This window comes from Cohnella sp. GbtcB17, assembly GCF_019091135.1.
Taxonomy (GTDB): Bacteria; Bacillota; Bacilli; order Paenibacillales; family Paenibacillaceae; genus Cohnella.
In genome coordinates, this window is record NZ_JAGXJW010000058.1 from 33,722 (window position 1) to 48,259 (window position 14,538).

Below are 14,538 nucleotides of genomic sequence, written 5' to 3' on the forward strand. Positions count from 1 at the left end.
GGGCGATCGCAGGCCAAGCTTTTGCGCTGCGTTCAGCGGCTGCTCCATTGTTTGCGGTACGCTAGCGGGGTCAAGCCGGTCCGGTCCTTGAACAGGGCGATGAAATGGCTGACGTTGTCGATCCCGACCCGCTCCGCGATCTCGGCGATCGGCATATCCGCGTATTTTAATAGCTCCTTCGCATGGTTGATGCGCACCTGAATGAGGTATTCGATGGGCGCAAGCCCGATATACCGCTTAAAAGCCCGCGACAGATTAAACTTGCCGACGGACAGCTCTGTAGCCAGCGATCCCAGCGTCAGCTTTTCCCCGTATCTCGAATCGATCGTCCGAACCGCCTGCTTGACGTAGCCCGGCACGTCTCCCGGCGACGGTCCGCTGCCCGAAGCGAGGACGACCAGCTCCGTCAGCACGTCTGTCAGCAGCCTGGAGCTCAGCAGCTCGGTATGCGCGAAGCGAGCGCGATGAAGGTCGATCAGCTCGCGAATTCGCCCGGGAATAACCGTGCCCCCGCTTGCATCGACGACCGGCGCCGCCGAATAGCCGCAGAAGGCTTCGTAATAACGGCGCGCCTGGCTGCCGTTCAAGTGGACCCAGAGCAGCTCCCAGATGCCGTCTCCGCAAGCGGCGTAATGCTGGTAGGTCCTGCAGTCGATAAAAAACGCTTGTCCGCTGGCAAGATTGTACGTCTTGTCCCGATACGCAAGCCGCCCGGACCCCGATACCGTGTAGACGACCAAATAGGAATCGATTCCCTCGCGCTCGGTAAAGTAAGGGACGGACGCAAAAAAGTGCCCGACCTCCTGAACGTAGTAGTAAGCGTCGCGCGCGAACTCCGAAGGCGTAGCGATCAGCCTGACCGAATCTGCGGACCAGGCGGGAGAGACGTTGACATAAGGCCCCGGCAACACAATCGCCCTCCCTGCAAGATAGTCGTATTTTTAGTCAACATTGTTCGATGATATAAGGATTATAACCGTTTACAATTTGGTGAGAAAGGTTGGATTAAACGAGGAAAAGAGGAATCGACATGCCGTTGCTGCAACCGATCAAACCGCCGCGAAAAGCGCGGATCGGCCTTTATTCCGTCGGCCTGCGCGCTTATTGGGAGCAGTTCCCCGGCCTGCGCGAGCGTCTGGAGGGCTACGGAAGATTTATTGAAGGCCGCTTGTCCGAGTGGGCGGACGTATTCAACTTCGGTCTGGTCGATACGGAAGGCGAAGGCCGCCGCGCCGGCGAATGGCTGAATCGTCAGGACGTCGACCTGGTGTTTTGCCACGCGGCCACGTATTCGACGAGTTCCACCGTGCTGCCCGTGCATCAGATCAACAAAGCGCCCGTCGTATTTTTGAATTTGCAGCCGACCGAACGCATCAACTATGAAGCGACGACGACAGGCGAGTGGCTGGCGCATTGCGGCGCCTGTCCGGTGCCCGAATTCGCCAACGCCTTCAACAGGGCGGGCATTCCCTTCCGCGTCGTGAACGGCTTGCTCGGGCTGAAGGACACGCCGGCCGGCTCCCTGACGAACGAGATTACGCACGAGCGGGAGGAGTCGATTCGCGCATGGCGTGAGATTCGGGCGTGGGCGCGGGCCGCAGCCGTTCCGCGTACGCTTCGGCACAGCCGGTTCGGCTTCCTGGGCAACACGTACAGCGGCATGCTCGATATGTACAGCGATTATACGATGATCCAGGCGCAGACGGGACTGCATGTCGAGGTGCTGGAAATGTGCGATCTGGACCGTCTGCTTCAATCGGTGACGGCAAGCGAGGTTGCGCGCAAGCTGGCGGAGGTGCGGGAAATGTTCGAGATCAGCGGGGATTCGCCCTCCGATCCGATCGCAAGACGGCCCACCGACGAGCAGCTTGAATGGTCCTGCCGGGTGGCTGCGGCGCAGGAGAAGCTGGTCCGGGAATACGAGCTGGATGCGCTCACCTACTATTATCATGGCGCGCCGGGCGGCGCTTACGAGAAGCTGCAGGGCGGGTTTATCGTCGGGCATTCGCTGCTCACGGCCCGCGGCATCCCGTGCTCGGGCGAAGGCGATCTGAAAACGGCCGTGGCGATGAAAATTTGCGACATCCTCGGTACAGGCGGCAGCTTTTCCGAAATCGTGGTCACGGATTATGTAGACGGCACCATTCTGCTCGGGCACGACGGGCCGTTCCATATCGCGATCGCCGAGGGCAAGCCGATTTTGCGCGGGATGGGGCTGTACCATGGCAAGCAGGGCACCGGGGTTTCGGTCGAAGCCAAGGTCGCGTCAGGACCGGTAACGACGCTAAACGTGACGCAGACGGGAGACGGCAGGCTGAAGCTGATCAGCAGCGAAGGCGAATCGACCGACGGCCCGATCATGCGCATCGGCAATACGCAGACGCCGGTTCGTTTCCGCGAGCATCCGGACGATTACATGACGCGATGGTTCGCCGAAGCGCCGACGCATCACTGCGCGCTGTCGGTCGGGCACAATGCCGCTTTGTTCGAAAAGGTCGGGCAGCTGCTGCAGGTCAAGCATGTGAGATTGTAGTCGTACCGTGGAAAAAGGCGATGCGGGCCCAGGCGGGCTCCGCATCGCCTTTATTCTGTCGGGACGCCGACTTCGTGCTTAAGCGCCTTTCGTCGTGCCGGCTTGCGCCGCTTCCAGCTCCGCAGCCGCTTGCAGGCCAGCCTGATTCAGCAGGTTCCACGGCTTGTTGTAATGCGGCTGGAAGAAGAAGTCGACGAAGCCGAGCTCTTCCACGGTCATCTTGTTCTGGATGCACACCGACAGCGTGTTGGCCGACTGCGTCAGGTCCGCCTTCGACAGCACCTGCGCGCCGAGCAGGCGTCCGCCGTCCGCTTCGTAGACGAGCTTGACCAGCGCCCGTTCGTAGGTCGGCATGAACTCCGGACGATAGTTGTCGCTGACTGTCGTCGTGCGCACCTTGAGGCCCGCATCGATGGCGGCCTGCTCAGTCATGCCGGTCGACGCGATGTTCAGGTCGAACATCCGGATGCCCGACGTGCCCTGCGTACCCATATATTTGACGCGAGGCTCCATAATGTTCATGGCGACGAGCGTCCCCATGCGGACGGCGTTGGTTGCCAGCGGGATGTAGGCGGCCTTGCCGGTCGGATTGTAGCGGATCGCGCAGCTGTCGCCGGCTGCGTATACGTCAGGGCAGCTCGTGCGCATGTACTCGTCGACGACGATCGCGCCGTTCGGCAGCATCATGACCTGGCCTTTAAGCAGCTCCGTATTCGGCCGGAACCCGATACAGAGAATAACAAGATCCGACTCGTACGCGCCTTCGGTCGTAACGACGCGGGCGACCTTGCCGTCTTGCCCCTCGAGCGCGGTCACCGTCTGGCCGCGCGCGAGCTTTACGCCACGCTCCTGCATGTCGGCTTCGACGATGTCGGTGAACGCCTTGTCGAGGTACTTGAACATGACGCGCGGCGTATTGTCGATGAGCGTCACGTTCTTACCGAGCTGATGGAACGCTTCGACCAGCTCGACGCCGATATAGCCTGCGCCGACGACGGTGATCCGCTTGGCGGTCGCCGCCTTTTCGATGATCGTCTGGGCGTGCGCGTAGTTTTTGCAGAGGAGCACCCGGTCGAGCTCCATGCCCGGCATCTGCGGGACGATCGGCCACGAGCCGGTCGTGACGACGAGCTTGTCGTAGCTGTCGACGAGCATCTCTTCGGTCTCCAGATTGCGGACCGTGACCGTCTTGTAGACCGTATCGACGGCGAGCACGTCATGACGCATCCGTGTGTTCACGCCGAGCTCGGCGAGCGTATCGGGGTGAGCGTAGAAAAGTTCCTCCGCATTGCGCACGACGCCGCCCACATGAAGCGCGATGCCGCACGACAGGAACGAGATGTTGTCGTTGCGCTCGTACACGGTAATTTTCGCGTCGGGGTAACGTTTGGCCATCTGGATGGTGGCAGCGGTGCCGGCGTGGGTGCAGCCGATAACGACGATTTTCATAGGAAAGTCCTCCTTGGGATCTTTTATTGTGATTTAATTCACATACTTTGCTGAAAGGGAAGCGAGAATCCTTGGTTTAAAGCTCATCCATTCTCGCTCTGTTATATTGTGATTTAAATCACAATGTCCTGATGAATCCAATATACGCCACATCGCAGGGGAATGCAATAGATAAAGTGAAATAAATCACAAACTATTTTTGAAGTCCACGCTTAGCCCTGGAAACCGCGTAAAACGTCGGATCGGTGACAAGCCGGTTGTCACTCAACCGTTAACGACGAAAACCCAGTAACCCCGCCAAACACGCAGAATAGAAACGCAAACGTGCCAGAAGGTGGGAAGAAACGTCGTCGTGCCGGACAGTCACGACTACTGACTGGATGGAGATGCGGAATCGCACAGTGCTGGATGGAGATGCGGAACCGTCGTTGTGTGGAACTGTCGTATGCGATTGTGTTGAATGGAGATGGAAATGAAGACGCGTAACCGTTAGCGTTGGGAGCTATCGTGCAAAAGTGCAGGATACAATTGCGGAACCGTTGTCGTTGGGAGCTATCGCGCAAAAGTGCACCATACAAGGGTTGATTTGTCTGAAGAGAGACTTTCAATAGTATGTACCGAGCAGATTTGCACGATAGATGTGCCAAAACGGGGATGATGGTTGGCTATCGTGCACTTTTGCGCGATAGAGGGATGGGAGAGAGGCGTTATGGCGCAAACGGCAGTTGCTGCTGAGTAAGCGAGCGCAAGAACCGTACAAAAAATGTGCGGTTTCAACCCGCGCCCCGCGCTGGGCCCACATCTGCCAGCGGGCACCAGCAAGAACCGCACAAAAAATGTGCGGTTCCAAACTACCTGCTATTGTGTTCGCCACTTCGTCACTTCGGCTGCTCCGGCGGCGCTTCGGGCGGTATCGCGTCGGGCTTCACATCCGGCGGTACGGCGTCCGGCTTGATCTCGGGCGTCGGATTTTGGACGATATCCGGGTTCGGCACGACCGGCGAGATCTCGGGGGAGGTCGGCGGCGTAATCTCCGGTGTTCCGGGATCGAACTGGGGCAGCTCGGCGGCATAGTCTTTATATTCGGACATAGGGCAGCACTCCTTTTTTGTCGCTTGATCTCCATTACCCAATGAAAGGACGGCCTTAACGGGTATTCGAGCCCGCAACATTTGGCACTTAGGTCTAATGACGGAAGGCTTGGCGCTGTGATATGCTGAATCAATAAAACGGCAACAGGGAGTTTATACGCGATGGAATTTGCGAGAGCCTCATCTGTATTCAACGCGATGGAACCGATCGTCGTGAGCTTCTTCGAAGAGCATATATTGCCCAACTATTCGTTAAAATGCGGCTGCGACAAGTGTGCGACGGACATCATCGTGCTCACCCTGAACCATCTCAAGCCGCAATATACGTCCACGCAAGCCGGCCAAGCCTATATCAAGGCACTTTATATGAGTCCCCAAATGCAGTCGGATGTTCTGCAGGAGCTCACGCGTTCCCTGCAGATCGTGGAGTCCAAGCCGCAGCACCAGCCCGTCGAGTAGTCCCGATTCGCCTCGAAGGCCCGCCGATCGCGGGTTTTTTTTCGTACATCCGTCTCTTTATCGCCCCTTCCGTTCCCGCGTACCTGCTCCGGTTTGCCGCATTCGGGGTAAATACATAGAGGATTGAGGCTCCCGGCCTCAGCCATAATAAGGAGACGATCCGAACAGAAGCGAGGGGACGAGCGATATGGCGCTTACCGACGAGCAGCGCATCACGCTTCACGGGTTCAACAACCTGACGAAGACGCTGAGCTTCAATATGTACGACATCTGCTACACGAAGACGAAGGAAGAGCGGGAGGCGTACATCGCCTATATCGACGAGCAGTACAACTCCGACCGGCTGACGAAGATTTTGAACGCGGTGGCGGAGATTATCGGCGCGCATGTCCTGAACACGGCGAAGCAGGATTATGTGCCGCAGGGGGCGAGCGTGACGCTGCTCGTCTCGGAGGGACCGATCGTGGAGGTGCCGACGGAGTCGTACGAGGAGTCGCCGGGACCGATGCCGGACAACGTCGTGCTGCAGCTCGACAAGAGCCACATTACCGTGCACACGTATCCGGAGTATCATCCGAGCGAGGGACTCAGCACATTCCGCGCGGACATCGACGTCTCGACGTGCGGCGAGATATCTCCGCTTAAGGCGCTGAATTATCTCATCCACTCGTTCGACACCGATATTATGACGATCGACTACCGGGTACGGGGCTTCACGCGAGACATCAACGGGCAGAAGCTGTTTATCGACCACGACATCAATTCGATCCAGAATTACATTCCGGATGCCGTCATCGAAGCGTATGATATGATAGACGTGAACGTGTATCAGGAGCATATTTTCCATACGAAGTGCAAGCTTCGGGAGTTCGATCTCAACAACTACCTGTTCGGCTACACCAAGGACAAGCTGAGCGAAGCCGAGCAGACGGAGATCGCGGAGCGGCTAAAGATCGAGATGGACGAGATTTTCTACGGTAAAAACATTCGTTAAACGTGGCGCGAAGAGGGGGGAGCTGCGATGGGACTTAGAGAGGATGCGGCCAGGCTGAGGCAAGATATCGAAGACGAGCAGAACGTCAAGCTCCGGATCGCCCTGTTCGGGCAGCCGGGCTCGGGCAAGTCTTCGCTCATCAATCAGATCGTCGGGCAGTCGGTCGCGCGCACGGGCGTGACGACCGACACGACGGTGGAGGCGCAGGTTATCGCCCACGAAGAGCTGCTGCTCGTCGATCTGCCGGGATACGGGACGTCCCGGTTTCCGCCCAACGAGTGGATGGACCGGTTTCGGCCGGAGGAGCTGGATTTGTTCCTCTGCGTCTTCGCCGGCAAGTTCCACGAGGCCGACACGGACTTCTTCAAGGAGCTGCGGGAGAAAGGGCGCATCTGTCTGTTCGTCCGCAACAAGCTGGACGATCTGTGGGAGGACGGACGTACGACGGAGGAGCTGAAGGCGGAGATCGTCGCCGACGTGGAGCGCCAGGTGGGCGCGGCGCAGCCGGTCTACTTCGTCAGCTGCCGAACCCGCGAAGGCTTAAGCGAGCTGGTGGACGGAATCAAGGCGGCGCTCGAGCCGGCGCTGCAGGAGAAGTACGCACGCTCGGCCAAGGCGTTCAGCCTTGCGCATCTGGAGGCGAAGAAGGAAGCATGCGAGAAGTCCGTGTACAAATATGCGGGGCTCGCCGCCGCCAACGGCCTTAACCCGGTGCCCGGCGTGAACGTCGGGGTCGACATGTCGATCATGTACAAGATGTTCGCCGAGATCCGGGCTTCCTACGGGCTCACGGACGAGAAGGTGAACAAGCTGATCCCGTCGCTGCTGCCGCTCGGCAAGCGGGTGCTCGATTACGGAACGAAGGAGGGCATCATGCTGCTCCTCAAGAAGTTCGCGGGCAAAAGCGCGTCTACCGTCGTCGGGCGCTTCGTGCCGATCGTCGGCCAGGCGATCGCGGCCGCCGCGGGCTTCGGTATGACGGTCGCCGCCGGCAAGTCTTATCTGAACGACTGCCACGAGCTGGCGGAGCGGATTCTGGAGCGGGAGCTCGGAATCGAGCGCCAGCCGTGAGCGCGAAGGCAAGAAGGGAAGGCGGCGGCAGGGGCACGGGAACGGGCGCAGGCGCGGAGCCGACGGTGCTGGAGCGCAATCTGAGGCGGCTTGCCGCAGAGCTCGCGGTGATCCCGCGCACGCGCAAGATCGCCATTCTCGGGCAGCCGGGGGCGGGCAAGTCGGCGCTGCTCGATCTGTTGACGGACCGCGGCTGCGTGCCGAGGCCCGTCGTCGGTCAGCGGACGGACGCGACCTCCTGGGCGCATGATCCGAACGCCGCGCTGATCCATGCTTGCGGCGATGCCGTCTTCGTCGATGCGCCCGGCTACGGCACCGCGGCGCATCCGGCGGAGACGTTTTTTCGTCTGTTCCCGTACCGCTCGTTCGATCGCCTCCTGCTCGTGCTCAAGGATAAGCTGCATGCCGCGGACGATCGGCTGCTGGCCGGCATCGCCAAGGCGGGACTCGCCGGGCGCACGCTGCTCGTTCGCAGCTTCGCCGACGGGCTGCTGCCGGAGGAGCGGGAACCGCTGCGGCGCGAGCTCGCGGGCAAATTCGCCGGGCCGATCGTATGGTACAGCGCCAGAGACCGCAGCGGCTTGGCCGAGGTCGAACGGTTCGCATTCGGACCGTCCGCGTCCTGAGATTCGATTCGTTTCCATCCGGGTATGTTTATGGCAAATCGTCCGCCGCACGGCGGCCGCGCGTCTCATGCCGAAGGAGCGACCGGGATGGTTAGAGATCAGACGCTGCATCATCCGGCATATCCTGCAAGGGAGAGAACGGGTTATAAACAAGGTTAGGCCGGGCGCTTTCGCCCGGCTTTTCGCGCTGCAGCGCGCGGCTGACATTCCCGCATTTTCCAAAGGAATGAACGTTCGGGCGGGCACGCATAATACAGGAAGATCGGATCGGCGGGAGCCGGATCGCCGGGCCGACCTTGCCCCGAAGGAGGACGTACGATGGACGAGGGTGGCCTCACGCTCCATACGGACAAGTACCAGATCAATATGATGTACGCGCACTGGGTACAGGGAACGCTCAACGAGCGGGCTGTATTCGAGATCTATTTTCGCAAGCTGCCGTTCGGCAACGGCTATGCCGTCTGCGCGGGCCTCGAGCGGATCGTGCGCTACATCGAGGCACTTCGGTTCGGAGACCGGGAGCTTGAGTACTTGAAGCAGCAAGAGGAAAATTACGCGCCGGGCTTTATCGAAGTGCTCCGCTCGTTCCGTTTCACGGGCAGCCTGCATGCGATGCCCGAGGGGACGCTGGCGTTCCCGAATGAGCCGCTCGTGCGTGTCGAAGCGCGTCTGTTCGAAGCGCATCTTATCGAGACGGCCATGCTGAATTTCCTGAATTACCAGACGCTGATCGCGACCAAGGCTTCGCGAATCCGGCAGGTCGCGCCGAACGACATGCTGCTGGAGTTCGGCACGAGACGGGCGCAGGAAGCGGACGCCGCCGTATGGGGCGCCAGGGCAGCTTATCTCGCAGGCTTCCATGCGACCTCGAACATGCGGGCGGGCATGCTGTTCGGCATCCCGTCGAAGGGAACGCACGCCCACGCCTGGGTGCAAGCGTTCGGCACGGAGGAGGAGGCGTTCCGCAAATACGCCGAGGCGCTCCCGGACCAGGTGACGCTGCTTGTGGATACGTACGACACGCTTCGCAGCGGGTTGCCCAACGCGATCCGGATCGGCAAGATGCTCGAAGCCTCCGGCAAACGGATGGTCGGCATCCGTCTCGACAGCGGGGACTTGGCGTATCTCTCGCAGCGGGCGAGGGAGATGTTGGACGAAGCGGGGCTCTCTTATGTGAAGATCACCGCCTCCAACGATCTGGACGAGCATATTATCGACAATCTGAAAAGCCAGCGCGCTCGCATCGACGTCTGGGGCGTCGGCACGAAGCTGATCACGGCGGCCGATCAGCCGTCGCTCGGCGGCGTGTATAAAATGGTCGCCATCTCCAGAAACGGCGTCTTCGAGCCGGTAATCAAGATCTCCGCCAATCCGGAGAAGGTGACGACGCCGGGGCTCAAGGACGTGTACCGGATCATCGGCCGTGACACGGGCAAGGCAGAGGGGGATTATATCGCCCTCAAAGACGAAGCGGACATACGCGAAGGCCGCCGAATCAAGCTGTTCGACCCGGTGCACCCTTATATTCACAAATATATCGAACGTTACGACGCCGTGCCGCTTCTGAAGCCGGTGATCGTCGACGGCGAACTTGCGGGTCCGCTGCCGACGCTGGAGGAGATTCGCGCCTACCATGACGCGCAGCTCGGCCAATTCTGGCCGCAATACTTGCGCAAGCTGAACCCGGAGCTCTATCGGGTCAATCTGAGCGAAAAAGCTTGGAAGCTGAAGATGGATCTAATCGCCGAGCATACGCAAAGCGATCCGATTTAATTTCCAGTTAAGTGAAATATTTGGTAACTGACATACTGATGACATGTTATAGTTCCATTGAACGATCGTTTATGGATAAATCACAAAAGAATTCGCTTTCATTTATTACTTTCCATCGGTAAAGGGAAAACGCGTTAAAGAATAGCCGCTTTTACACGCTAAAACCTGTAAAAATTATTTCAACGTTTGATTAAAAAATGTGCAAATAATCATAGATTTATTAAGAATCTTGCTTTATAATCGCCTAGGAGAGAGAGCATCCGCTAGAAAACTGGAAAATGTTCATGCGAAATTTGCTCGATCAAAAATCTGGGGAGGCCAGTACATGAAGACAAGGAAGATTGTGTCAGGTATTCTTACGTTGACGCTGCTCGGCGCTTCGTTGGTTGCTTGCGGCAACAGCAATAACAACGCAGGCAGCAGCCCAAGCGCCAGCTCCGGCGCCAGCTCGTCCGCAAGCGCGAGCGCGCCGTCCAGCTCCTCCAGCAAGACCGAACTCGTGATGAACTACCGTGCGGATCCGCCGGCGCTGGACGTATCGATCGCGGAGAGTGCCGCTTCGTTCACGATCCTCGGCGCCGTCAGCGAAGGTCTGTACCGTTTGGATAAAGATTTGCAGCCGCAGCCGGCGCTCGCCGACGGCATGCCGACGATTTCGGAAGACGGCAAGGTCTACACGATCAAGCTGAAGTCCGGTCTCGTCTGGGCGAACGGCGATCCGCTGACCGCGAAGGACTTCGTTTATTCCTTCAAGCGTACGGTAGATCCGCGCACGAAGGCGACTTACGCCTTCATGGTCGCATGGGTCAAGGGCGGCAACGACGTGCTGGCCGCCAAGGACGATGCCGCGATCAAGGCTGCGCAGGACAAGATGGGCGTCGTCGCGAAGGACGACACGACGCTGGAGATCACGCTGGACCATCCGGTACCGTTCTTCACCTCCCAGCTCGCTTTCCTGAACTTCTACCCGCAGAACGAGAAGTTCGTATCCGCTCAAGGCGACAAGAGCGGCGCGGATGCGGACAAGGTGCTCGGCGCCGGTCCGTTCAAGCTGACCAAGTGGGATCACGAGCAGCAGCTCGTGCTTGAGAAGAACGACAAGTACTGGGATGCCGCCAACGTCAAGCTGACGAAGGTCACGCTGAACATCGTGAAGGATACGGCCACGGGGCTGAACCTGTACGAGACGGGCGCGACCGATTATGCAGACGTCAAGGGCGACCAGATGCTCGCTTACCAGGACAAGCCTGACCTGCAAATGAAGAAGGAGCTCGTCACGGGCTACCTGAACTTCCAGGCGACGAAGGTTCCGGCATTCGCCAACGTCAAGGTTCGCCAGGCGTTCACGATGGCGATCGACCGCGCCGGCGTAGCCAACCTCGTTCTGAAGAACGGCTCCGTTCCTTCGACCGGCTTCGTGCCGGCCGGCAACCTGGACGGCAACGGCAAGGACTTCCGTACGGTCGTCGGCGACACCGAAGCCGCGTTCGATGCAGCGAAGGCGAAGGAACTGCTTGCCGAGGGCCTGGCAGAATCCGGCCAAAAGCTTCCGAAGCTGTCCATCATCGGCGACGACACCGAGACCGGCAAGAAGATGCTCGAATACCTCGTTTCCCAATGGAAAACGAACCTGGGCGTAGACGTAACGACCGAGCCGCTGCCGCACGCGAACCGTCTGGATCGCGAGCTGTCCAAGAACTACCAAATCGTCAGCTCCTTGTGGGGCGCGGACTACAACGATCCGATGACCTGGCTCGACATGTTCCTGACCGGCGGTTCGTTCAACACGCAAGACTGGTCGAACGCCGAGTACGACAAGCTGGTCAAGGCCGCTCAACTCGAGACCGACAACGCGAAGCGCGCTGACGAAATGGCGCAAGCCGAGAAGATTCTGCTGAGCGAAGCTGCCGTCACGCCGCTGTACTTCCGTTCCTCGCCGTTCGTCATCAATCCGAAGCTGAAGGATCTGATCCTGCCGCCTTACGGTCCTGATTTCGAACTGAAGTGGGCTCACTTCGAAGGATAAGACAAGCGTCAAGCTTGGAGAGTTACTAACGAACCTGTTACAGTCAACGCCAACCATGAGGGAGGCCGTTCTTGAACGGCTTCCTTCATGTGCTTGATGCTTGTAAATTCGACCGAAGGGAGGGTTTTCCATGCTGAAGTACACCTTGCGCAGATTTATTTATATGATCATTACGCTGTGGGTCGTCGTTACCGTTACGTTTTTTCTGATGAAGCTGCTGCCGGGCAATCCGTTCGGCGAGAACGCATCGAAGCTGTCGCCCGAGAATCTGCAGATTTTGCGGGAGCAATATGGCCTGGACAAACCCGTCTGGCAGCAATACCTGAAGTACATGGGACAAGTGGTTCGAGGGGACCTCGGCGTCTCCTATCAGTATCCGACGCGTGAAGTCGTCGACATTATCAAGCACAACTTCCCGGCGTCGCTCGAGCTCGGGATCGAATCGTTGATTTTTGCCGTTATCATCGGCCTCTTACTTGGCATTTTCGCGGCGCTGAGGCACAACAAGGCGGGGGACTACACCGCGATGCTCATCGCGATCATCGGCATCTCCGTTCCTTCGTTCGTCATCGGGCCGCTGCTCTCATACTTCGTCGGCGTTAAGCTCGGCTGGCTGCCGCCCGGCTTGTGGACCGGACCGGAGCACCGCGTGCTGCCGGCGCTCGCGCTGTCGTTCGGCACGATCGCGATCCTGGCGCGCATGATGCGGGCGTCCATGCTCGACGTCGCCAGCCAGGATTATATCAAGACCGCCAAGTCCAAAGGTCTCGGCGGCAACGCGATCGTCTGGAACCATATGATCCGCAACGCCATTTTGCCTGTCGTCACCATTCTCGGACCGATCGCGGCCAACGTCGTCACAGGCACGCTTGTCGTCGAGACGATTTTCTCCGTGCCGGGACTCGGCCATCAGTTCGTGCAGTCGATTTTGACGACGGACTATACGATGATCGCAGGCCTTGCGATTTTTTACGCGGCGATACTGATCTTCGTCATGTTCATCACGGATATCGCGTACGGCCTGGTCGATCCGCGGATTCGGTTAGGGAAGGGGAGATAACAAGTGGACAACATCGCCAAGAGCCAATTCGAGCCGGCGGTCAAGTCTGGCGACAGAGAAGCGATACTTCGCCCTTCCGTCAGTTACTGGCAGGACGCCTGGCGGCGTCTGAAGAAAAACAAGCTGGCCATGGCCGGACTTGTCGTCATGATCGTCGTCACGCTGCTCGCATTGATCGTGCCGCTTGTCAGCGGCTACGACTACGAGACGCAGAACTCCAGCGCCGTCAATCTTCGCCCGTCGGCCGCCCACTATTTCGGCACGGACGATTTCGGCCGCGATCTGTGGACGCGCGTCTGGTGGGGCGCCCGCATTTCCTTATTCATCGGCATTATGGCCGCATTGCTCGACCTTGTGATCGGCGTTCTGTACGGGGGAATCTCCGCGTACTTCGGCGGCAAGGTCGACAATTTCATGCAGCGCTTTATCGAAGTTATTTACTCGATCCCGTACCTGCTGCTTTCCATCCTGCTGCTGATGGTGCTCGGGCCGGGCGTATCGACGATTATATTGGCTTATGCCATCACCGGCTGGGTCTCGATGGCGAGACTCGTGCGCGGACAGATGCTCGTGCTCAAGGAGCAGGAGTTCGTACTGGCCGCCAGGGCGCTGGGCGCCAAGCCTTTCCGCATCATTCTGAAGCACCTCATTCCGAACGCGCTCGGCGTCATCGTCGTACAAATTACGTTCGTCGTGCCGACCGCGATCTTTGCCGAAGCCTTCCTGAGCTTCATCGGCCTCGGCATCAAGCCGCCGCTGGCTTCGCTGGGCAACCTGCTGAGCGACGGCGCCGCCTATATGCGCTATCATCCGCACCGTCTCGTATTCCCGACCATCGTGTTCAGCTTGATCCTGCTGAGCTTCAACCTGCTCGGGGGCGGCCTGCGGGACGCGCTCGATCCGAAGATGAGAAAATAAGGAGGAGAGTCCGATGAGCACGCCTCTATTGGAAGTGAACAACCTGCGCGTATCGTTCAAGATGCACGCAGGCGAGGTACAAGCGGTTCGCGGCGTCTCCTTTAAACTAGATAAAGGCGAAGTGCTCGCGATCGTGGGAGAATCGGGCAGCGGCAAATCCGTTACGGCGCAGACGATTATGCGTCTGACGCCGACGCCGCCCAGTTATATTAAAGAAGGCTCGATCGTCTACGAAGGCAAGACGGATATCACCAAGCTGAGCGAGTCTCAGATGGGCAAGGTTCGCGGCGCTGAGATGGGTATGATCTTCCAGGACCCGATGACGTCGCTGAACCCAACGATGACCGTCGGCATGCAGATCGCCGAAGGCATCCGCAAGCACCAGAAGCTGTCGAAGAGCGCGGCGCTCGCCCGCGCGATCGAGCTGCTCAAGCTCGTCGGCATGTCGAATCCGGAAGGCCGCATTCATCAATATCCCCATGAGCTGTCCGGCGGCATGCGCCAGCGCGTCATGATCGCGATCGCGCTGGCCTGCCAT

General features: G+C 59.0%; 13 protein-coding genes. 10 read left to right on the forward strand and 3 right to left on the reverse strand.

Annotation, left to right across the window (positions count from 1 at the left end; all coding sequences use genetic code 11):
* Positions 1 to 32 precede the first annotated feature (32 nt).
* A complete protein-coding gene (locus KVT38_RS26455) occupies positions 33 to 908 on the reverse strand; it encodes an AraC family transcriptional regulator (RefSeq protein ID WP_217596752.1) in 876 nt (291 codons plus the stop codon).
* Between the two features lie 122 nt (positions 909 to 1,030).
* Between KVT38_RS26455 and KVT38_RS26460 the strand changes: the two genes are divergently transcribed.
* The gene (locus KVT38_RS26460) at positions 1,031 to 2,533 is read left to right on the forward strand and encodes an L-fucose/L-arabinose isomerase family protein (protein ID WP_217596753.1); all 1,503 of its coding nucleotides are present in this window, start codon (positions 1,031 to 1,033) and stop codon (positions 2,531 to 2,533) included.
* A gap of 78 nt (positions 2,534 to 2,611) precedes the next feature.
* Here KVT38_RS26460 and KVT38_RS26465 read toward each other — a convergent pair whose 3' ends face one another.
* Entirely contained in the window at positions 2,612 to 3,982 is a 1,371-nt protein-coding gene (locus KVT38_RS26465; protein ID WP_217596754.1) for an FAD-dependent oxidoreductase, read from the reverse strand.
* Between the two features lie 878 nt (positions 3,983 to 4,860).
* Positions 4,861 to 5,073, reverse strand: a complete 213-nt coding sequence (locus KVT38_RS26470; RefSeq protein ID WP_217596755.1) for a hypothetical protein — start codon at positions 5,071 to 5,073, stop codon at positions 4,861 to 4,863.
* Positions 5,074 to 5,235: 162 nt separating this feature from the next.
* On the opposite strand from KVT38_RS26470, the gene KVT38_RS26475 reads away from it, so the two are divergent.
* The 9 genes from KVT38_RS26475 to KVT38_RS26515 all read left to right on the forward strand — a co-directional run.
* Entirely contained in the window at positions 5,236 to 5,532 is a 297-nt protein-coding gene (locus tag KVT38_RS26475; protein ID WP_217596756.1) for a late competence development ComFB family protein, read from the forward strand.
* Between the two features lie 187 nt (positions 5,533 to 5,719).
* On the forward strand, positions 5,720 to 6,526 hold the full coding sequence (gene speD, locus KVT38_RS26480) for an adenosylmethionine decarboxylase (protein WP_217596757.1): 807 nt from the start codon (positions 5,720 to 5,722) through the stop codon (positions 6,524 to 6,526).
* A gap of 27 nt (positions 6,527 to 6,553) precedes the next feature.
* Positions 6,554 to 7,597: a GTPase gene (locus KVT38_RS26485; protein ID WP_217596758.1), complete on the forward strand. Its 1,044-nt coding sequence runs from the start codon at positions 6,554 to 6,556 to the stop codon at positions 7,595 to 7,597.
* Positions 7,594 to 8,223: a GTPase gene (locus KVT38_RS26490; RefSeq protein ID WP_217596759.1), complete on the forward strand. Its 630-nt coding sequence runs from the start codon at positions 7,594 to 7,596 to the stop codon at positions 8,221 to 8,223. The genes KVT38_RS26485 and KVT38_RS26490 overlap by 4 nt, the downstream gene beginning before the upstream one ends.
* A gap of 318 nt (positions 8,224 to 8,541) precedes the next feature.
* On the forward strand, positions 8,542 to 9,996 hold the full coding sequence (locus KVT38_RS26495) for a nicotinate phosphoribosyltransferase (protein ID WP_217596760.1): 1,455 nt from the start codon (positions 8,542 to 8,544) through the stop codon (positions 9,994 to 9,996).
* A 325-nt stretch (positions 9,997 to 10,321) separates the two neighbouring features.
* A complete protein-coding gene (locus tag KVT38_RS26500) occupies positions 10,322 to 12,022 on the forward strand; it encodes a peptide ABC transporter substrate-binding protein (RefSeq protein WP_217596761.1) in 1,701 nt (566 codons plus the stop codon).
* A 130-nt stretch (positions 12,023 to 12,152) separates the two neighbouring features.
* Positions 12,153 to 13,082, forward strand: a complete 930-nt coding sequence (locus tag KVT38_RS26505) for an ABC transporter permease (protein WP_217596762.1) — start codon at positions 12,153 to 12,155, stop codon at positions 13,080 to 13,082.
* Positions 13,083 to 13,085: 3 nt separating this feature from the next.
* Positions 13,086 to 14,000, forward strand: coding sequence for an ABC transporter permease (locus KVT38_RS26510; RefSeq protein ID WP_217596763.1), 915 nt, complete (start codon positions 13,086 to 13,088; stop codon positions 13,998 to 14,000).
* Positions 14,001 to 14,013: 13 nt separating this feature from the next.
* Positions 14,014 to 14,538, forward strand: a 525-nt coding sequence (locus KVT38_RS26515) for an ABC transporter ATP-binding protein (protein ID WP_217596764.1), incomplete at its 3' end; no start/stop codon positions are given.

Coding starts and splice junctions, on each gene's coding strand:
- KVT38_RS26460 (WP_217596753.1), top strand. CDS start 1,031: ATGCCGTTGCTGCAACCGATCAAACCGCCGCGAAAAGCGCGGATCGGC.
- KVT38_RS26465 (WP_217596754.1), bottom strand. CDS start 3,982: ATGAAAATCGTCGTTATCGGCTGCACCCACGCCGGCACCGCTGCCACC.
- KVT38_RS26470 (WP_217596755.1), bottom strand. CDS start 5,073: ATGTCCGAATATAAAGACTATGCCGCCGAGCTGCCCCAGTTCGATCCC.
- KVT38_RS26475 (WP_217596756.1), top strand. CDS start 5,236: ATGGAATTTGCGAGAGCCTCATCTGTATTCAACGCGATGGAACCGATC.
- speD (WP_217596757.1), top strand. CDS start 5,720: ATGGCGCTTACCGACGAGCAGCGCATCACGCTTCACGGGTTCAACAAC.
- KVT38_RS26485 (WP_217596758.1), top strand. CDS start 6,554: ATGGGACTTAGAGAGGATGCGGCCAGGCTGAGGCAAGATATCGAAGAC.
- KVT38_RS26495 (WP_217596760.1), top strand. CDS start 8,542: ATGGACGAGGGTGGCCTCACGCTCCATACGGACAAGTACCAGATCAAT.
- KVT38_RS26500 (WP_217596761.1), top strand. CDS start 10,322: ATGAAGACAAGGAAGATTGTGTCAGGTATTCTTACGTTGACGCTGCTC.
- KVT38_RS26505 (WP_217596762.1), top strand. CDS start 12,153: ATGCTGAAGTACACCTTGCGCAGATTTATTTATATGATCATTACGCTG.